The sequence below is a fragment of the Halomicrobium katesii DSM 19301 genome (assembly GCF_000379085.1).
In the GTDB taxonomy this organism is placed as follows: domain Archaea; phylum Halobacteriota; class Halobacteria; order Halobacteriales; family Haloarculaceae; genus Halomicrobium; species Halomicrobium katesii.
Genome location: NZ_KB905378.1, coordinates 1,745,732 through 1,763,628 on the forward strand (window position 1 = coordinate 1,745,732; position 17,897 = coordinate 1,763,628).

General features: G+C 65.8%; 16 protein-coding genes. 8 read left to right on the plus strand and 8 right to left on the minus strand.

Annotation, left to right across the window (positions count from 1 at the left end; all coding sequences use genetic code 11):
- Positions 1 to 118 precede the first annotated feature (118 nt).
- Both HALKA_RS0109315 and HALKA_RS0109320 read left to right on the plus strand, forming a co-directional pair.
- Entirely contained in the window at positions 119 to 508 is a 390-nt protein-coding gene (locus HALKA_RS0109315; protein ID WP_018257729.1) for a DUF7522 family protein, read from the plus strand.
- Positions 509 to 583: 75 nt separating this feature from the next.
- Positions 584 to 1,834, plus strand: coding sequence for a DNA double-strand break repair nuclease NurA (locus tag HALKA_RS0109320; protein ID WP_018257730.1), 1,251 nt, complete (start codon positions 584 to 586; stop codon positions 1,832 to 1,834).
- Positions 1,835 to 1,883: 49 nt separating this feature from the next.
- On the opposite strand, the gene HALKA_RS0109325 is transcribed toward HALKA_RS0109320, so the two are convergent.
- The 3 genes from HALKA_RS0109325 to HALKA_RS0109335 form a co-directional block, all read right to left on the minus strand.
- Positions 1,884 to 3,962 carry a S9 family peptidase gene (locus tag HALKA_RS0109325; protein WP_018257731.1) on the minus strand — a complete coding sequence of 693 codons (2,079 nt, stop codon included), beginning with the start codon at positions 3,960 to 3,962 and terminating at the stop codon, positions 1,884 to 1,886.
- A gap of 160 nt (positions 3,963 to 4,122) precedes the next feature.
- Positions 4,123 to 4,470, minus strand: coding sequence for a DUF7113 family protein (locus tag HALKA_RS0109330; protein ID WP_018257732.1), 348 nt, complete (start codon positions 4,468 to 4,470; stop codon positions 4,123 to 4,125).
- Between the two features lie 179 nt (positions 4,471 to 4,649).
- Positions 4,650 to 5,339 (minus strand): DUF8127 domain-containing protein, encoded by a 690-nt coding sequence (locus HALKA_RS0109335; protein WP_018257733.1) that lies wholly within the window; start codon positions 5,337 to 5,339, stop codon positions 4,650 to 4,652.
- Between the two features lie 203 nt (positions 5,340 to 5,542).
- Between HALKA_RS0109335 and HALKA_RS0109340 the strand changes: the two genes are divergently transcribed.
- Together HALKA_RS0109340 and HALKA_RS0109345 are read left to right on the plus strand one after the other, a co-directional pair.
- Positions 5,543 to 7,351: an ATP-binding protein gene (locus HALKA_RS0109340; RefSeq protein ID WP_018257734.1), complete on the plus strand. Its 1,809-nt coding sequence runs from the start codon at positions 5,543 to 5,545 to the stop codon at positions 7,349 to 7,351.
- Positions 7,352 to 7,424: 73 nt separating this feature from the next.
- The gene (locus HALKA_RS0109345; RefSeq protein WP_018257735.1) at positions 7,425 to 7,853 is read left to right on the plus strand and encodes a universal stress protein; all 429 of its coding nucleotides are present in this window, start codon (positions 7,425 to 7,427) and stop codon (positions 7,851 to 7,853) included.
- A gap of 31 nt (positions 7,854 to 7,884) precedes the next feature.
- Here HALKA_RS0109345 and HALKA_RS0109350 read toward each other — a convergent pair whose 3' ends face one another.
- Entirely contained in the window at positions 7,885 to 8,331 is a 447-nt protein-coding gene (locus HALKA_RS0109350; RefSeq protein ID WP_018257736.1) for a universal stress protein, read from the minus strand.
- 459 nt (positions 8,332 to 8,790) lie between these two features.
- Entirely contained in the window at positions 8,791 to 9,756 is a 966-nt protein-coding gene (locus HALKA_RS0109355) for a KaiC domain-containing protein (RefSeq protein ID WP_018257737.1), read from the minus strand.
- 134 nt (positions 9,757 to 9,890) lie between these two features.
- On the opposite strand from HALKA_RS0109355, the gene HALKA_RS0109360 reads away from it, so the two are divergent.
- Complete coding sequence (locus HALKA_RS0109360) at positions 9,891 to 10,754, plus strand: NAD(+)/NADH kinase (protein ID WP_018257738.1); 864 nt, start codon at positions 9,891 to 9,893, stop codon at positions 10,752 to 10,754.
- Here HALKA_RS0109360 and HALKA_RS0109365 read toward each other — a convergent pair.
- Positions 10,751 to 11,035, minus strand: a complete 285-nt coding sequence (locus HALKA_RS0109365; RefSeq protein ID WP_018257739.1) for a DUF8006 family protein — start codon at positions 11,033 to 11,035, stop codon at positions 10,751 to 10,753. The genes HALKA_RS0109360 and HALKA_RS0109365 overlap by 4 nt on opposite strands.
- A gap of 172 nt (positions 11,036 to 11,207) precedes the next feature.
- On the opposite strand from HALKA_RS0109365, the gene HALKA_RS0109370 reads away from it, so the two are divergent.
- The gene (locus tag HALKA_RS0109370; RefSeq protein WP_018257740.1) at positions 11,208 to 11,789 is read left to right on the plus strand and encodes a response regulator; all 582 of its coding nucleotides are present in this window, start codon (positions 11,208 to 11,210) and stop codon (positions 11,787 to 11,789) included.
- Here HALKA_RS0109370 and HALKA_RS19465 read toward each other — a convergent pair.
- Positions 11,777 to 12,448, minus strand: coding sequence for a hypothetical protein (locus HALKA_RS19465; protein WP_245545373.1), 672 nt, complete (start codon positions 12,446 to 12,448; stop codon positions 11,777 to 11,779). The genes HALKA_RS0109370 and HALKA_RS19465 overlap by 13 nt on opposite strands.
- A gap of 88 nt (positions 12,449 to 12,536) precedes the next feature.
- Positions 12,537 to 13,166, minus strand: a complete 630-nt coding sequence (locus HALKA_RS0109380) for a TetR/AcrR family transcriptional regulator (RefSeq protein ID WP_018257742.1) — start codon at positions 13,164 to 13,166, stop codon at positions 12,537 to 12,539.
- A gap of 322 nt (positions 13,167 to 13,488) precedes the next feature.
- Here HALKA_RS0109380 and HALKA_RS0109385 point away from each other — a divergent pair, with 322 nt between their 5' ends.
- On the plus strand, positions 13,489 to 15,315 hold the full coding sequence (locus HALKA_RS0109385; protein ID WP_245545374.1) for a COG1361 S-layer family protein: 1,827 nt from the start codon (positions 13,489 to 13,491) through the stop codon (positions 15,313 to 15,315).
- Between the two features lie 3 nt (positions 15,316 to 15,318).
- The gene (locus HALKA_RS0109390) at positions 15,319 to 17,850 is read left to right on the plus strand and encodes an efflux RND transporter permease subunit (protein ID WP_018257744.1); all 2,532 of its coding nucleotides are present in this window, start codon (positions 15,319 to 15,321) and stop codon (positions 17,848 to 17,850) included.
- Positions 17,851 to 17,897 lie beyond the last annotated feature (47 nt).

Here is a 17,897-nt window from a genome sequence, read left to right on the forward strand (position 1 = left end):
CACACCCGGTCGCACGACGGCAGTGCGATCGATGTGTAAATCGTTTCAATTGTTCCTATAGGGGCCAACGGTCGCCGCGAACCCCGAAGTTATACGTCTCGCAGGCGACCGTCGGCGTATGAGCCAGTCGATCATCGACCCAGAGTTCGCCGACAACATCGTCACGACCGCCCGGACGGCGACCGGCGACAGCCTCCGGTCGGTGACCTACTTCACGCGGGCCAACTTCGAACAGCTCTATCTGCGCGAGGACCTCGAACAGGACGCCGACCTCAACGACTTCGTCGGCCACGAGTGGCAGGGGTACAAGCAGACCGAAAACGCCTACCAGGAGTCAGAGCTTGGCGAGTACCTGTTCACCGTCCGGGCCTTCGAGAACGGCTACCTCCTGCGGGTCACCGCGGAGCGCTCTGGCGTGTTGATCACGACCGACGGGCTGTCGATGAGCTCCTACGAGGAGATCGCCGAGGCCATCGGTCGGATGCTCGACGAGCGAGGCGAGGAGTGACACCACTTCGGGGCCGCTGGGGCGACCGTCGCCGGCCGTAACAATTCTTATGACTCGTCGGCGAAAGGCTCGGGTATGACACTCGACCCGGTGCACGTCGACGGGATCGCGCGCCTCGCCGGGCAGATCGAGCAGGGGGTCGACGAACAGGACCACCGGGCGTTCGCCGAGACCGTCTGGCAGGAGTTTCTGGACCCGCTCGTGGTCGACGGCCGGGCGGTGCTGGAGCCGATCGACGAGCAGCGCCGCCGCAAGGTCGACACGCAAGACGCCGCGCTCCAGGCGACGCCGTTTCCCACCCAGCACGGGCTGGACTCGGGGACGATCAACCCAACGACGTTCAAGAACGGCGTCGTACTGGACGTGGCCCAGGCCGCGATGAGCGCCGTCCCCTCCGACCTGGAGTTGCACCGCGGCCGGACGATCGTCATGACCGCCCACTCGAACGACGCCACGGCCAGCCTGACCGAGGACTGGCGGATGGACGATCAGGGGTACGCCCGCCAGCGAGTCCTCCAGACGCCCCGCGTCGACCGCTACGAGCAGGACGTGGTCCACGCGCTGGCGCTGTACCTCGCCGAGAGCGAGCACGCGCTCGAACAGGCAGACGTGGTCGACGACCTGCTCGTCCTCGACGGGCCGATCTACCCGACCGGGCTCCTCCAGTGGGCCGACCACGATCCCGAACTCGCCGAGTTGCTCGTCAAGGAAGACGTGCTCGCCGTCGTCGAGAACTACGTTACCCTCGTCGAGACGTTCCTCGATCGAGATGTCCCCCTGATCGGCTTCGTCAAGTCGACCGGCTCGAAGGCGCTGAGCCGCGCCGTCCGCAAGAGCCGGGGGCAGGCTCCGTGGGCCAACGACGCCGCCTTCTTCGAGAAGCTGCTCGCGCGGCGCGACGACGACGGCGAACGCCTGACCGACGCACTGACCTGTACGAACTGGTTCCGGTCGCGCATCGGCACCGACCGCCCGCTCTCGACGGACGGCGACGCGCTGGGGATCGACCGCGAACTCGATCCGGCCGCCTACGAGGTGACGTTCTTCGTCGTCTACGATCCCCGCGAGGACGTGCTGTACCGCGTCGAAGCCCCCTACGGCGTCACCCGCGACTCGGAGACGCGGGACGCGATCACCCGCCAGGTACTCGCCGACGTGGCCGCCGAGCGCGGTCCGCCGCTGTCGGTCGCCAAGGCCGACGAACTCGCCCGGATCGGGCGCGACGAGAAGGCGGCCCTCCGCGAGAAAATCGAGAGCCAGCTCGACAGCGACCGCCAGCGCGAGTACAACGACGTGCGCTGGGGTGCCGATTTCGAGGAGCTGTAGACTCCCGTCTCGGCCGAGACTCTGGCCCACGACTCCCCCAGAACGACGCTCACTCCTCGTCGGCGCTCCCTGTCAGGCCGGCGTCGGTCTCTCGTTCGAGTGCCGGCGGGACCGATCGGTCCGCTGCGTAGCCGTCGAACCAGCGGACGATCCGCTCGATCCGGTCGACGACGTGGCCGGGCTGGCCGCTCCGGGAGAGTTCGTGGCCCTCGTCGGGATACCGGACGAGACGCGTGTCGACGCCGTGTTTCCGAAGGATGCGATGGAAGAGCTCGGCCGAACAGATCGGCGTCCGGTAGTCGTCCTCGCTGTGGAGGACCAGCGTCGGCGGCACCACCTCGTGTGCGTGCCCCGTCGGCGACTGAGATTGCAGGAACGCGGGCTCCTCCCAGGGGGTCGTGTCGAAGTCGTCTTCGACCAGCTTGTAGGCCCAGTCCGTCGATCCGTAGAAGCCGAGCAGGTCGTAGACGCCGCGCTGTGAGACCGCAGCGGTAAAGCGGTCGGTGTGGCTCACCAGCCAGGCGGTCATGTACCCGCCGAAGCTACCACCGGTGACAAACAGCTGGTCCTCGTCGACGAAGGGCCGCTCCGCGACCGTCGCGACGCCGGTCAGCACGTCGCTGGCCGTGACATCCCCCCAGTCGCGCTCGATCGCCTGCATGTACTCCTTGCCGTACCCCGCAGAGCCACGCGGGTTCGACCAGAAGACGACGTAGCCCCTGGATGCGAGGGTCTGGAACTCGTGCCACATCGTCCCGCTGGTCGTCCACATCGCGTGTGGGCCGCCGTGGACCTCGACGGCCAGCGGGTACGACTCCTCGGGGTCGAACTCCGGCGGCGTCAGCACCCACCCCTGGCACGTCCTGTCGTCGGTCTCGTGGCCCGCGTCGCCAGCGGGAAAGCGGATCTCCTCGGGTTCCTGGACCGCGTGCGTATCGAGGTACTCGGCGTTACACTCGGTGAGTCGCCTCGTCTCGCCGTCGGCGTCGGCGACGAACAGGTCGCCGGGATGGTCCCAGCTGCTCTGGACGTACGCGACGCGGTCGTCCCCGACGTCGAAGCCGTCGATCGCCGACCACTCGTCGCGACGCACTCGCTCCGGCTCGACCGCGCCCGGTCGCGGCTCCGATTCGGGGCTGTCCGTCGTCGCGAGGTCGGCCGCGTGGACTCGCCAGAGCGCCGTCGCGCCCTCGTCCGGCGTCCCGAAGTACAGAGCCTCACCGTTCGGGTCCCACGTCGGTCCCAGATCGGTGTCGAGCGTCCGGTCGAGCGCTGCGGTGAGGTCGTGGACGGTGTCGGTCTCGTCGAGCAGGTGCAGCTCCGTCTGTGCCATGGTCCCCTGCTCCGGGTCGGTGTAGGAGAACGCGACGCGTCGCCCGCTGGCCGCGAGCGTCGGCTGGAACGTCGTCGTCTCGTGGCGCACGACGCTGTCGCCGCTGTCGAGGTCGTACGCTCTGATCTCCGTCGCCAGCGAGTCGTCGGGGTCGGCCACGTCGGCGTCGCGGGCGACGTACAGCGTGTCGCCGTCGCCCCAGGTCGGACTCGCGTGGTCGCGGTCGGCCGTCGTCACGCGCTCGACGCCCTCGCCGTCCGCGGTGGCGAGATACACCTGACTCCGTCTCCCGTCGCGATACCGCTCTGCGGTCCGGTACACCGTCCGGTCGACCACGCGCGGGTCCGGCGTCTCCGGCTCGAAGTCGGGTTCGACTTCGAGATCGCGGTCCGCCTCGCGGTCTGCGTCGGTCACCTGCTGGACGAACGCGATGCGCTCGCCGTCGGGTGCCCAGGCGATCTGGCCGACGCCGCCGACGACGCTGGTGACCTGCGTCGCCTCGCCGCCGTCGGTCGGCACCACCCAGAGCTGCTGGCGGTCGTCGGCCCCGCGGGTCGAAACGAACGCGAGGCGGTCGCCGCTCGGGCTCCACCGGGGCTCCGAGTCGACGCCCTCCGCGAGCGTGAACCGCTGCACCTCGCCGCCGGTGGCGTCGGCGACGTACACCGTGGCCTCGTACTCGCTGTCGTCGCTGGGGGTTCGCCGGACGTAGGCGACCCGGTCGCCCGAGGGCGAGAGACGTGGCGTCGAAACCTGCGCGAGATCGTGATAGTCGGCGGCGCTGATCGGCTCCATACCACCGCCTGTGACTGACAGCCAAAGACAGTGGTGGATCCCGTGGTAAATCGCCGTGACACAGCCACGGGAGTTCGTCTCATACTGCCAGCTGTAACTTCGTGAAGATCTTCGCCACCCCGGGGTGGCGAAATCGGTCACGGATTTACAGCCGGTGGTATCACTCCGCGTGCTCTGGGTCGGAGTCTCGGGTCACCGTGATCTCGACCTCGTCGGCGTCGATACCGAGCCTGACGAACTGGGTTCGGACGTGATCTTTCGCGGCGTCGAGGGCCTGCTCGCGGTCCTGAAAGCCCCGCGGCATCGGCGACTCGAACGCGATCTGGATCTCTTCGCCACCGATCGTCTGCGTGCTACCGCCAGTGTCCACTTCGTAGAACTCGTCGCAGATCCAGACGTACGGCGCGTCGTCGTCGGGGCTGCCGGCGAACTCCGGGGCGTCCTCGCCGTCCTCGTAGATCGTGCCCGTCAGCGCCGTCCCGCCGGCCGCACCGTGTACCAGAAGCATCGTCGGAACTTGTGTCTCCACTCTCTTCGATATTTCGGCCTCGAAGCCGACACCACGGCACGAACGGTCACGAGAGCGTGTCATGGAACCCGCCAGAGAATATTGCTTCTCGGAAAGACATGTCGAAACATCTGCTCGGTGTAAATACGTAAAGAGTACAGAGCGGCCGAAGTTCCCGGTCAGTCACCTCGTTCAACGCGCCGTCGCTGTCCTCGGAGGATCAAGAACGCGCCAGTAAATCCAAGTATCCACTGGAGTGCGACGACGGCCGCTGTTCGTTCTGCTGTGTGATCGACGGAAGACGCTGCGGCGTAGACGACAAAGTAGCCCTCGTCAGTGCTGACGAGTTCCTCAGCGCCGCTCAGTTCGTCGCTGGTCACGTATTTGCCTTGGGAGATTGCGGTTCGGACGCCAGGCGAGGTCTCGGAGAGCGGCGTCGCAATACGGTCGAGCGCCTTATCTTGTGGGACGGGCTCAAGTCCGTATCTCACGGTCCCGTTCTGACTCCCAGTGGTAGCGGGCTGGAAGAACCCGGACCCAAATATGTGGACGTAGGCATAGTCGTGGCTCATGAAGCTTCTCGGGGAGCCGTCATAGGTAATGCCATTATTTTCGTGTATCGCCCGTTCGAGCACGCAGGATCGACTCAGCATATCACCGAAACAGGCCACGTCAGAGTCAATGTGGTTAGTCGTTGCCGAGGTGTGATACGTACCGTTGGCGTAGACCTCAACCTCACTCGACTCATACCGGTACGAGTCCGGATCGCCAATATCGTACGCGCTCACAACTAAAGGGTTGAGGAGAAGTGCGAAGCCGACGATGATCGCGACTTCCCCCCGATACCGGACAAAAGAGTTAGAACTCATTGACCAGTTGATTTTTTGTCGAGAGTATAAAAATATCGCTTACACTGCCGGCTGTACGTCTGTACAGAATTTTTCGACCCCGTGGTGGTGAATCCGAGGCGAAAAACGGTCGCACAGTATCGGTCGTCAACAGATGGCTACAACGAGGATTGTGACCGACTCTGGGGGAAAGGGGTTAGTCGGGGGAGCGACATTGGTCCCGTATGTCTGATCTCGGGGATTTCACGGAGTTCGACGCTGACGACAGCGAGTCGTCGACGCCAGCGGACGGAGCGACCGGAGACGAAGACGGGGCCGACGAGGACGAGGCCTTCGAGGAGATGGACATCGAGCCAAGCGGGCGCGACCGCGGGATCGGCGTCCTCTCGGCCTCGGAGGGGCTGGCGATCTGCGAGGACGAGCGCGAGACCTGTCTGCGGGCGTACGTCACCGTCGGCAACCGATCGGACGTGCGCATCGGCAAGTACCTGCTCGTCCCCTATCCGGACGGTGAGCGACTGTTCTGTCGGATCTCGGCGCTGGAGTACGCCCAGGAGTTCCGCGCCGACGACGCGACCGAGATCCACGCGCGCCGCGCCATGCGCTCGGGTGGGATCGACGAGCAGGACTTCAAGTTCATGGCGACGCTGGAGCCCGTCGCCGTCCTCTATGGGACGGGCGAGGACACGAAACGGCGGATGACCGACCGCGTGCCAAAGCCCGAGACAGTCGTTCGCCAGGCCACCGACAAGAGCGAGATCAAGACCGGGCTGAAGATCCCCGAGGACGGCGTCTTCCTCGGGCACCTCTCGGTCGGTGGGGAGAAAGTGAAGACGGCTGCCGAGCCGCCGACGATCGACTACCGGCTGAAAGACGACTACGAAGCGGGCGATCCGCTCGTCTTCCGGCACACGCTCGTGGCCGGCGGCACCGGGTCGGGCAAGACCCACGGCTCGAAGAACATCCTCCGGCAGTACCTCGCCGAGGACCGAACGTATCCCATCGAGGGCGAGGACCGCGACGTGTCTCCCTGTCTGGTCATGTTCGACCCGCAGGACGAGTACGCCCAGATGCACGACGACGGCGACCTCCCCGAGGAGTTCCAGCGCCGCTGTGAGCGGGAGGGGATCGCCTGTGGCGGCCACGAGGACACGACGGCGTTCGTCCCGAAGGTGTCGGGTTCGAGCTACGCCGCGAGCCACCACCGCGCCGAGCAGGTCGAGTTCACCATCCCCTTCTCGATGGTCTACTCGAACCCGTGGCTGATCGCCGGCAGCCAGCTCAACGACAACCAGTACAGCGCCCTCCACTACCTGCTCGACCGGTTCGAGAAGGAGTACGGCGAGGACGGGACCTACGACCAGTTCACGACGTTCCTCGACGACCCCGCGCTCAAGGAGGAACTCGACGAGTCCGGCCGCGTCCACGAGGCGACCTTCGACGCCGTCAAGCGCCGGGCCTACGGCTTCGGCGGCGTCTTCGATCAGGACGCCCGGCCGATCACCGACATGGTCAAACAGTTCGTCCGCTCGGGCGGGATCAGCGTGGTCCCGACCTACCACATCAACGACTCCCGGTCGAAGACGACGGTCGTGCTGGCGCTGGCATCGATGCTCGTCGACGAGAAGCTCTCGAACAGCCCGCGCTACGACCGCATCAAGGAGACGCCGCTCGTACTCGGAATGGACGAGGCCCACAACTTCCTGACCGACGCCGACAACGTCCAGGCCCGGAAGGTCATCGGGAAGTTCACCGAGGCCGCGAAACAGGGCCGCAAGGAGCGCCTGGGCCTGTTCCTCATCACGCAGGACCCCCAGGATATCGCCGATCCCGTGTTCAAGCAGATCAACACCACGGTCGTCCTCAATCTGGGCGACGAGGACGCCATCTCCGCTGTCAACATCCCCGCGAACCTGGAGTCGAAGGTCCCCTACATGGAGAAAGGCCAGATGGTGGTGTACTCGCCGGACAACTCCGAGCCCGTCGAGATCCAGGGACTCGCGACCTGCGTGACCAAGCACGGGCGAGAGTGATACCGCCGGCACGCGCGATGGCTCACGGCGAAGCAGTCGAAGAGTATAATCCACAGCCATGACAGTACCGGACATGGGCAAGCGAATTCTGGTCCCGGTCGACGGCTCAGAGCAGGCGGAGACGGCTTTCGAGTTCGCGATCGACGAATTTCCGGACGCGACGATCGTCCTGCTGAACGTCATCAACCCGGCCGAAGCCGGTTACAGCGCACAGGCCTCGATGCCCTCCTTCTCCGAGGAGTGGTACGAACAGCAACAGAGCGCCGCACAGGAGTTGTTCGACGATCTGATCGCCGACGCCGGCATCGGCGACCGCGAGGTCGAACGGGCCGTCGAGGTCGGGCGGCCGACCACGGCGATCGTCGACTACGCCGACGACAACGACATCGACCAGATCGTCATGGGGAGTCACGGCCGCTCGGGCGTCTCCCGGATCGTCCTGGGCAGCGTCGCCGAGACGGTCGTCCGACGGGCGGACGTGCCCGTGACCGTCGCGCGGTAGGGCGGGCCTCGCGGCGTGCTGTGGTCCCCGTTCACGCCGCGTGGCGAACGATGTGTACGTCGTAGGTGGGATCTTCCGAGAGCGGTGCGCCGACGCTACAGACCGGCGTCGACACGCGCCCGGCGTTCTCGCTGCCGATGAAGACGATGGAGGCGTCGACCTCGTGGGACACTTCTCGGATCGTCCGGACCACGTCGGTGGTTACGTCGGCCATCGAACTCACGTCCTCGGGGGTCTCGACGCGGAACTCGGCGTCGGGCACGATGTCGGCGACCAGCGACTCGAAGCGGGCCGCGACCGCGTCGGGGTCGTACGCTTCGGGAGCGTCGACCCATCCGCGCTCGACGGCGTACTCGCCGTCGTCGGGGATCACCGAGAGAACCAGTACGTCTTCGTGGGTGTACTCCGAGAACTCGACGGCACGCTCCAGGGCAGTCTGTGCGAGGTCCGATCCGTCGAAGGGGACGAGCAAGACCATACCGATCCGTCGTCCCGGGGTCGCTTAATCCTTGGCTCGCTAGCGACGATGACTGGTGATAACGTGAACTGAAAGCCCTCGCCCCGCTCGCGAGATCTGTGCCGGATATTCTCCCTGCGGTCGAATAGTGCCGCCGCAGATCTCGCGACCGTGCCTCGCCCTTTCGATCCTCCAGGTACTGCACTGCTACAGCACCACAGCCACACGCCTTCCCAGCCGATTCCGTTACTCGGTCGTTTCGCTCTCTGCGTTACTCATCCCTCGCGTGATTACGTTGCGGTATGAAACCACGACAGCACACGCCACGTTGTTGCTGTGAGCATTCGCGCGAACGAGCGGTTCGAAGAACCCGGAAGTTCGCGCGATTCACTCGACCGAGCGCAGCGAGGTCGAGCCTTTTTCATCGACGTTTTTGCGCGAGCGGTGCGCGAAGCGCACCCGAAGCGGAAAAAGGTCGGTTTAGAAAATATTGGCCTGCTGGTAGACGCTGATGCCCTCCATCGTGATCTCGTAGGGCTTGGTCTCGCGGGAGTGGTTGGCGTTGCGGATCTTCTGGATCTCGACGGCGAGGCGGGTCTCGCGGGTTTCGGTGCGGACGTACTGGAGGACGAAGACGGCGTCGGTCAGGTACTCGATGATGCCGTGGCGCGAGGCGTAGGGGTTGTCCTCGCTGGCCTCGGAGGTGAGCATCGTCGTGACACCGGCGTTTTTCAGCGAGCGGGTGAAGTCGAACACTTCAGTCCGGCGCTTGGCCTGGTCGTCGTACATCATCTCCAGCAAGGACACCGAGTCGAGTACGAGTCGGTCGGCGTCGAACTCCTCGATCAGCGCCGGGAGTTCGCCCCGGATGTTGTCGAGGCTGTTGGCCATCTCGACCGGGTCGAGGTCGACGACGGCCAGCTGGCCCGTCTCCTCGTAGTGTTCGAACTCCCAGCCCCGTTCCTCGGCGGTGGCGATGATGGCTTCGCGGCTCTGTTCGAGCGTGATGAACACGGCGTTGTCGCCCTGTTGGAGGCCGTGGTGGAGAAACTGGAGGCCGAAGGTGGTCTTCCCGGTCCCGGCAGAGCCGATGGTGACGATGAGGTGGCGTTCGGGGATGCCTCCCTGGATCATCTGGTCGAGGCCGTCGATGCCGAGGTCGATCCGCGGGATCTCGGACTCGAAGTCCTCGTCTTCGAACCCCTCGGAATCGTCGCTCGGATCGCCGGCCGAGGCGAACGCCGACTCGAAGTCGTCGTCGAACAGCGAACTGTCGTCGTCGAAGGGACCTGTCTCGTCGGTACCGCCGTCGAAGGGGCTGGTTCCGGTCGTTTCGTCTGGGGAGTCGTCCCGGTCGAAGGGGCTGTCGCTGTCGGCGGGTTCTGACTCGCCGTCGTCGTCGGACTCGTCGACGGCGCTCTCGAACCAGTCGTCGTCTTCACTCATGGCGTGATCGAGCCCCGGTGGCCGTCATACGCGCCCGTTTTTACCCGAACGGATTAACCTTACCGCCGACGTTATCACCTGCGAACATTGGCGTGTGAACGGGTTTATGTACGCGCCGCCGAAAAGCCGGGACGATGAAGGTCGGGATCGTCGCCCAGCGATCGAACCGACGGGCGACTGCGCTCGCGACGCGGCTGTTCGAACGACTGCACGACGGGGAGACGACCGTCGTCTTCGACGAGACGACGGCGGCCGCCCTGTCGGCCGACGAGAGCCGCTGGCTGGACGGGCAGACGGCGACGCCGACGGGCCGTGGCGTCGACCAGATGGACGGCTGTGATCTGGTGGTCAGCATCGGCGGCGACGGCACCTTCCTGTTTGCCGCGCGGGGGGCCGGATCGACGCCGATCCTGGGCGTCAACCTCGGTGAGGTCGGCTTTCTGAACGCGGTCGCCCCCGACGAGGCGGTCGAGACCGTCGTCGAGGAGGTCCGCCGGATCCGTGAGACCGGGAGTGCGCGGACGCGCACGGTGCCCCGGCTTCGGGCCACCGGTGACGACTGGACGCTCCCGCCGGCCCTCAACGAGATCGTGATACAGGGAGCACAGCGCGGTCACGGCGGCGGCGCGGGGTTCGAGGTTCGCGTGGACGGGTCGCTGTACACGAGCGGTCGCGCGGACGGCGTGCTCGTCGCGACGCCGACGGGCTCGACGGCGTACAACCTCAGCGAAGACGGGCCGCTGGTCCATCCCGGCGTCGACGGACTCGTCGTCACCGAGATGGCGGGCGAGGAAGCGATGCCACCGCTGGTCGTCGACGACAGCAGCGAGATCACAGTCCGTATCGAGAGCGGTGCCGAGAGCGTTGCCGTCAGCGACGGCCGAGTGAGAGAGGCCGTCGCGCCACCGTCACAGGTGACCGTCGCTCGCGCGAGCGAGTCGGTCAACATCGCCGGGCCACAGCGTGACTTCTTCGCCGCGCTCGGGAAGTTGGCCTAGCGGCGGCCGACGGCGTAGATGACGGGTGCGACGACGAGCAGTCCCAGTCCGACGAACTTGTACATCGCGATCGTCCCGAGCAGGCTGCCGGCGGCCGGTTCGAACATGCCACCGGGCAGAATCAGGAACAGCAGGCCAAACGAGAGGAGGTGGAGCCCGAGCGCCTTGTTCGACCGCTGCAGAAAGACCCCCACCGCACCGAGGACAGTCACCAGCAGCAACACGTCACCGAGGTTGTAGTTCAACAGGAAGCTGTCGACGACTTGCAGTGGCGTGAACATCCTTGTTCGGATTTTCGCCGTGAGGTAATCTTTAAACTTCCGTTCCGCGGGAGCCACCGGACGAGGCGGCCCCACGACGGCCGTCCGGGATTTTTTCAGGGATATTGGGACAGAATCGAGCGAGGGCGGACGACAAACAAATATATGCACGCGGCTACCAACGTTGGACCTAGTGTCAGAGTCAACTGACGGTGCCACCGTCCTCGTCGTCGACGACGAGAAAGAGGTCGCCGACGTGTACGCGCTGCGGCTGCGTGACGAGTTCGACACGGAGACGGCCTACGGCGGCGAGGCGGCACTGGACGCCATCGGGGATGGTGAGGACATCGACGTGGTGTTGCTCGACCGGCGGATGCCGGGAGTCTCTGGTGACGAGGTCCTCCAGACCATCAGGGAACGCGGCGTCGACTGCCGAGTGATCATGATCACGGCGGTCGATCCGGACTTCGAGATCATCGACATGGCCTTCGACGACTACCTCTGTAAGCCGATCGAGAAAGACGACCTCGTCGCCGCGATCGAACAGCAGCTCACGGCGCGACGGTACGACGACCAGTTGACCCAGTATCTCGAAGCGACTTCGAAGCTCGCGCTGCTCGAAGCCGAGAAGACCGCACAGACCCTCGACGACAACGAAGACGTGGCCCAGCTACGAGACCGCATCGAAGCGCTGAAAGACGAGATGGACGACACGCTCGGCGAGTTCGACGACATCGAGCGGGCGTTCAAAGAGATCGGCCGTCATCCGGGCTGATCGCGACGGCGGGGCGTGTAGACGAGATAGCCGTCGTCGCCGCTCCCGGTCGTCCGGACTCTGAACGGTCGCGACCCGTCGGCCGTCTCGCAGGTCACGACCGTATCGAGCCCCGCGCCGTCGGCGACCGCCGTGACGATCTCGTCGGTGTCTCCGCCGGCCAGTACTGCCTCGGCCAGCGGTGCGTCGGCGACGGCGTCGGCCGGAACGTCGAACGTCTCGGCGTAGGCGGCGTTGGCGGCGCGGACGACCGGGCCGTGTCCGTCGTCGACGACGTACAGGACCGGATCGGGATGGTCGTCGAACAGGTCCGCGGGCGTCGGGGTGGGCCGTCGCGGTTCCCGTCCGACGGTCATCGTCTCGTCGACCGGCTCGCCGTCGCCCGTCGCGGCGTAGTTGGTCACGACGCCGATGCCGCCCCCGAGTGCGATACCCAGGCCCACCGCGCCGGACATCGCGAGTGGGACGCCCAGGAACGCGACCGCGACGTAGCCGATCGCCGCCCCGGAGACAGCACCGACGACGATGCCAGCGAGGAGTCCGCCGACGCCACGGAGCCGCCGTGTCCCGGCGGCGACCAGCACGGTCGCGACGACGGTGTCCTGTGTGAACACACCGGTGGCCGCGAGGGCGACACAGACGAGTGTGACGGCGCTCACCACCAGACGTTGACCGCGTACACCAACCCCCGTCATCGTTTCGTCACTGATCGCCAGACGGTAAAACAGTGTCTCATCGACGCCGTCGTCAGGCGTCGTCTCTGAGCAGCGATTCCCGCACGTAGTCGTCGAAGGCGGCCAGCACTGCCTCCGAGGGGTCGTCGTCTCTGGTCGACTGTCGGAACGTCTGTCCGGCGACGAGCGTCGAGACGAACGTCGCGGTCTGTTCCGGGTCCACGTCTCTGAACACGCCGGACGCGACGCCGTTTTCGACGATCTCCGCGAGCTGGTCCTCGAAGCTGCGGTCGACCTCGGTGAACTTCTCGCGGATCGTCTCGTCCTGGACGGCCTGTGCGCGCAGTTCGACGTAGGTGCCCAGCACTGTCGACGCGGGCGATTCCTCGGAGACCTTCTCGGCGGTCGTCGGGTCGAGAATGAGACGAACGAACGTCCGGAGGTTCGCTTCCGGACCGTCGCCGGCCTCAAGTGAGAACACGCGGGTGAACTCTTCGAGAATGAAGTCGACGAACGAGGTCAACAGATCGTGTTTGTCGTCGTAGTGGTGGTAGAACGTCGACTTGCTCAGATCCGCCTCGTCGGCGATCCGCTGGATCGAGAGCCCGGCGTAGCCGTACTGCTTCAGCGCACAGTACGTCGCACGCATGATCGCCTCCCGCGAGTCGTCGGGGTCGCCCGGGAAGGGCGTCTCCGGAGCCATACCGAACGAATATTCGGTCGGCCTGGTAAGGGTTTCGGTGAGTGCGACAGCGATAGATTGATATGATACCGAACGTTCGTTCGACACGAATGCCCGAACGATCGTTCGAGAGCGCTCGACGGCGAGCGTCGGCCGGCCGCCACGCTCTCTTCTGTGCTCTGTGGCGTGGATCGGCCCGCCGCGACACGGCACCTCGAACGGTCTGGCGGGCCAGAGACCCATGAACGGACGCACCTTTCTTCCGATAGCCGTCGTTGTATTGCTCGTCACGTCGGGACTCGCCACGGCAGCGGTCACCGGCAGTCCCGATATCAGCGTTCACGTGGCCGACGACACCCTCGCACCCGGCGAGGAGTCGAGCCTCGACGTCGTTCTCGTCAACAGCGGCGAACTCGACTCGGGCTCGGCCCGAAACCCCGCGCTCAACAGCGAGGTGACGACCGCTCGCGGAACGACCGTCAGCGTCGACAACGGGAACGCTCCGCTGACGGTCCAGACGGGTGAGCAGGCCGTCGGGTCGCTCCCGGAAGGATCGACGCGCGAGCCGCTTCCGTTCTCGGTCTCCGTTCCGGACGACGCCGAACCTGGCACCTACGACGTGCAGGTCACCGTCGAGTACGACTACTACAGCTACGTCTCGGAGGCGTCGGGCTCGCGGGACCGCGAGTCCGAGACTCGGACCTACGACGTGCAGGTGAAAATCGAGGAGTCGGCCCGACTCGACGTCACCGACGTGGACACGACGACGCGGGTCGACGGGACCGGGACCGTCGAGCTCACCGTCGCAAACAACGGGTCGGCGACGGCCCGAGACGCGACCCTCTCGCTGGCTTCCCCCAGCGCCGACCTGACGCTGGGCCAGTCCGCGAGCGCGGAGCGATACGTCGAACAGTGGGAACCGGACGAACAGCGGACCTTCACCTACCGGCTGAGCGCCGCCCAGACCGCCGAGTCCGAACCGTACCCGTTCACGCTGACGGCGGACTACGAACTCGGGAGCGGCGAGTCACGCACGAGCCAGCCGGTCACCGTCGAAGTGACCCCGGAGCCAGAACAGGAGTTCACCGTCAGTTCGATCGACAGCACCGTTCCGGTCGGCGACAGCGGTGACTACACCGTCACGCTTCGCAACGACGGCTCGGAGACGCTCACGGACGCCTCAGTCCAGCTGACCTCACAGAATCCCGACATCACGTTCGGCCAGTCGAACAGCGCCAGCCAGTACGTCGAGGAGTGGGAATCGGGTGCAGAACGGACCCTCACCTTCGACGCTCGGGCCGGTGACGGTGCCGAGCGGCGCAACTACACGGTCGACGCGACGGTCGAGTACGATCGACCGGACGACTCCGCCACCCATCGACAGGACGTGTCCCTGTCGCTGCGGCCGGCCGCCGAGCAGACCTTCGCCGTCGACACCGTCGACGCGGACCTGGAAGTCGGTGACGACGGGACGCTGTCGGCCGAGTTGACCAACACCGGCCCACGCACCGCCGAAGACGTCGTCGTGGTGTGGGCCAGCGAGCAGCGCAACGTCGATCCGATCGAAACGGAGTACTCGATCGGGAACCTCGACGCGGGCGAGTCCGCGTCGTTCGACTTCGACGTGGACATCAGCGACAGCGCGCGCAGCGGCCCCCGACAGTTCACGCTCCAGACGCGCTACACCAACGACGACGACGAACAGCGCACCGGCGACTCGATGAACGTCCGTGCCGAGGTCGCGCCCGAGCGCGACGAGTTCGACGTGGCCATCCGGAGTGCAAACGTCTCTGCCGGCGACGGGACGGAGCTCACCGTCGAGATCACGAACGCCAAGAACCAGACGCTCAGCGACATCAAGGCCAAGATCTTCGCCGACTCGCCGATCTCGGCCAACGACGACGAGGCGTTCGTGGACGAACTCTCACCGGGCGAGTCCCGGGAGATCACCTTCTCGATCAGCGCGGGCAGCAGTGCGCTCTCGAAGCCCTATCCCGTCTCGATGGACTTCCAGTACGACGAGGCCGACGGTGACACGGTCACCTCGGACACGTACAACATCCCGGTCGAGGTCGAAGGGTCGAGCGGCGGCGGTTCACCGCTCGTGTTGATCGGTGTCGCGGTCGTCCTGATCGTCGCTGCCGTGGGCGGCTACGTTCGGTTCCGATAGCACATGGGGTACCAACGCTACATCGACTGGATCGACGACAAGATCATCTACGACTCCAGGCGCGTCATCCTGGCGTTCCTGGTCCTGACGCTCGTCTTCGGGGCCGGGCTCAGCAACATCTCCACGTCGGCCGGGACCTCGCAGTTCGCTACCGGACTCGAAGAGGAACAGGCCCTCGAAGACATCAACCGGGAGTTCTCCCCGAGCTTCGAGACCGACACCGGGAGTACGCAGCTCATTCAAAAGGAGAACAACGTCCTCTCGAAGCCGGCCATGCTGCGGATGCTCGAAGCCCAAAAGCGGGTGCAAGAGCACCCGGACATGCGAGTCACGTCGACGAGCAGTGCCGCCGCGATCGTCGCACAGACGCTCGATCCGTCGGCGACGACCCTCGACCAGCAGATCGACGCCATCGAGCGCGCTCCCGCGTCCGAGATCGACCGTGCGGTGCGCCGGGCCGACGAATCGAGCCCGCGGTTCAGTTCGATCGTCAGCCAGGACTTCAACTCCGGAGACGCCAGCGCCTCGGCGTCGATCGGCGTCATCAGCCACGAGGTGCCCGCCGGACTCTCGTCGGGGTCGGGGCAGGGTGGCTCCAGTCCCCTGACCGCGATCCAGAAGCAAGCTGAGTTCCAGGTCGACTCCGCCGCTGGCGGTTCGATCACCGTCTTCGGTAGCGGTATCGTCGCCGACGAGTTCGGGAGCGTCATCACCGACTCCCTGCTGATCGTCGTTCCCGCTGCCGTCCTCTTCATCTTCCTGTTCCTCTCGATCGCCTACCGCGATCCGGTCGACCTCGCGCTGGGCCTGTTCGCCCTGCTGATGGCGATCGTCTGGACGTTCGGGTTCACCGGTATCGCCGGCATCCCCTTCAGCCAGATGTTGATCGCCGTGCCGCCGCTGTTGCTGGCCGTCGGGATCGACTTCGGGATCCACGCGGTCAACCGCTACCGCGAGGAACTCGTGCTCGACAGGGGCATCGACGAGTCGATGCGGACCACGACCAATCAGCTGCTGGTGGCGTTCTTCATCGTCACCGGGACGACGGTCATCGGCTTCCTGGCGAACTTCACGAGCGCGCTGGAGCCCATCCGCGAGTTCGGCGTCGTCGCCGGGGTCGGGATCGTCTTTACGTTCCTCATCTTCGGAATCTTCCTCCCGGCCGCGAAAGTCGAGATCGACCGGCTCCGCGAGCGCTACCCGATCCCGACGCTGAGCGAGACGCCGCTTGGCTCCGAGGATTCGGCGCTGGGATCGGTACTGCGAGTCGGGGTGACGATCGGCGACGCCGCACCGGCGCTCGTCCTCGTCGTCCTGCTCGTCGGCAGTGCCGGCGCTGGCGTCTACGCTCAGGAAATCGACACGACGTTCAGCCAGGAGGACTTCCTCCCGCCAGAGGACACCCCGGCGTTCCTCGAAGAGCTACCGGAACCGTTCGCGCCGGGCGAGTACACCGTCTCCGCGCAGCTGAACTACCTCGAAGACAAGTTCGCGACCACGCAGTCGAGTGAGACGACGGTGTACGTCGAAGGGCCGATGCAACGGGACACGGCGCTCGAAGAGATCTATCGGGCCGGAGACGACCCGCCGGACTCCTTCGCCGAGAGCGACGGCCGCGCGGAGTCGACCTCGATCGTCACCGTCATCCAGAGCTACGCCCAGCAGGATCCCGAGTTCCGCCGGCTCGTCGACCGCAACGACCAGAACGACAACGGCGTTCCGGACCAGAACCTCGAACTGATCTACGACGAACTGTTCGCCTCGCCGGCCGGCGACCGCGCCGAGAACTACATGACCGAGGAACGGCGCAGCGCCCGCGTCGTCTACACGGTCGAGGCCGACGCCGAACAGAACGAGATCACCGAGGACACCCGATCGGTCGCCGATCGGTTCCGGATGACCGCGACCGCGACCGGCAACACCGTCGTGTTCAAGGCCGTCTCGGACCTCATCCTCGAATCCGCGATCACCAGTCTCGCCGTCGCGCTGATCGGCTCGGCGATCTTCCTGATGGTCATCTACCGAGTGTTCGAGGGGTACGCCACGCTGGGAATCGTCAACGTCCTCCCCGTCGCGGTGACGGTGACGATGGTTGCCGCGTCGATGCGGTTCCTCGCCATCCCGTTCAACGCGATCACCGCGACGATCCTGGCGATCACGATCGGACTCGGCGTCGACTACTCGGTCCATGTGACCCACCGCTTTGCCGACGAGCGCACAAATCACGACCTCCGGACGGCACTCGACCGGACGGTCCGTGGCACCGGTGGGGCGCTGCTGGGCAGCATGCTCACCACCGTCTCGGGGATCGGCGTGCTGGCGCTCGCGCTGTTCCCCGCGCTGGGTCAGTTCGGCATCCTCACCGGGCTGTCGATCACGTTCGCCTTCCTGGCGTCGCTGTTCGTGCTCCCCCCGGCGCTGGTGCTGTGGGACGCGATGATCCACGAGGATCGTCGCTTCCTCTCGCTGTTCGGGATCGGGCCGAAACAGAAGGCCACGCAGGCCCCGACCGTCGGCGGCGGGCCCGACGAGTAGCCCGACGGCGACGCCGGTGAGCGCCACGTTACTGAACGCTTTTGGGT

What these genes read in the sequence shown, in the direction of transcription:
- HALKA_RS0109390 (WP_018257744.1), top strand. Translation starts at nt 15,319, where the DNA reads ATGGGGTACCAACGCTACATCGACTGGATCGACGACAAGATCATCTAC.
- HALKA_RS0109365 (WP_018257739.1), bottom strand. Translation starts at nt 11,035, where the DNA reads ATGTTCACGCCACTGCAAGTCGTCGACAGCTTCCTGTTGAACTACAAC.
- HALKA_RS0109345 (WP_018257735.1), top strand. Translation starts at nt 7,425, where the DNA reads ATGGGCAAGCGAATTCTGGTCCCGGTCGACGGCTCAGAGCAGGCGGAG.
- HALKA_RS0109380 (WP_018257742.1), bottom strand. Translation starts at nt 13,166, where the DNA reads ATGGCTCCGGAGACGCCCTTCCCGGGCGACCCCGACGACTCGCGGGAG.
- HALKA_RS0109320 (WP_018257730.1), top strand. Translation starts at nt 584, where the DNA reads ATGACACTCGACCCGGTGCACGTCGACGGGATCGCGCGCCTCGCCGGG.
- HALKA_RS0109340 (WP_018257734.1), top strand. Translation starts at nt 5,543, where the DNA reads ATGTCTGATCTCGGGGATTTCACGGAGTTCGACGCTGACGACAGCGAG.
- HALKA_RS0109315 (WP_018257729.1), top strand. Translation starts at nt 119, where the DNA reads ATGAGCCAGTCGATCATCGACCCAGAGTTCGCCGACAACATCGTCACG.
- HALKA_RS0109335 (WP_018257733.1), bottom strand. Translation starts at nt 5,339, where the DNA reads ATGAGTTCTAACTCTTTTGTCCGGTATCGGGGGGAAGTCGCGATCATC.
- HALKA_RS0109330 (WP_018257732.1), bottom strand. Translation starts at nt 4,470, where the DNA reads ATGCTTCTGGTACACGGTGCGGCCGGCGGGACGGCGCTGACGGGCACG.
- HALKA_RS0109325 (WP_018257731.1), bottom strand. Translation starts at nt 3,962, where the DNA reads ATGGAGCCGATCAGCGCCGCCGACTATCACGATCTCGCGCAGGTTTCG.
- HALKA_RS0109350 (WP_018257736.1), bottom strand. Translation starts at nt 8,331, where the DNA reads ATGGTCTTGCTCGTCCCCTTCGACGGATCGGACCTCGCACAGACTGCC.
- HALKA_RS0109355 (WP_018257737.1), bottom strand. Translation starts at nt 9,756, where the DNA reads ATGAGTGAAGACGACGACTGGTTCGAGAGCGCCGTCGACGAGTCCGAC.
- HALKA_RS0109360 (WP_018257738.1), top strand. Translation starts at nt 9,891, where the DNA reads ATGAAGGTCGGGATCGTCGCCCAGCGATCGAACCGACGGGCGACTGCG.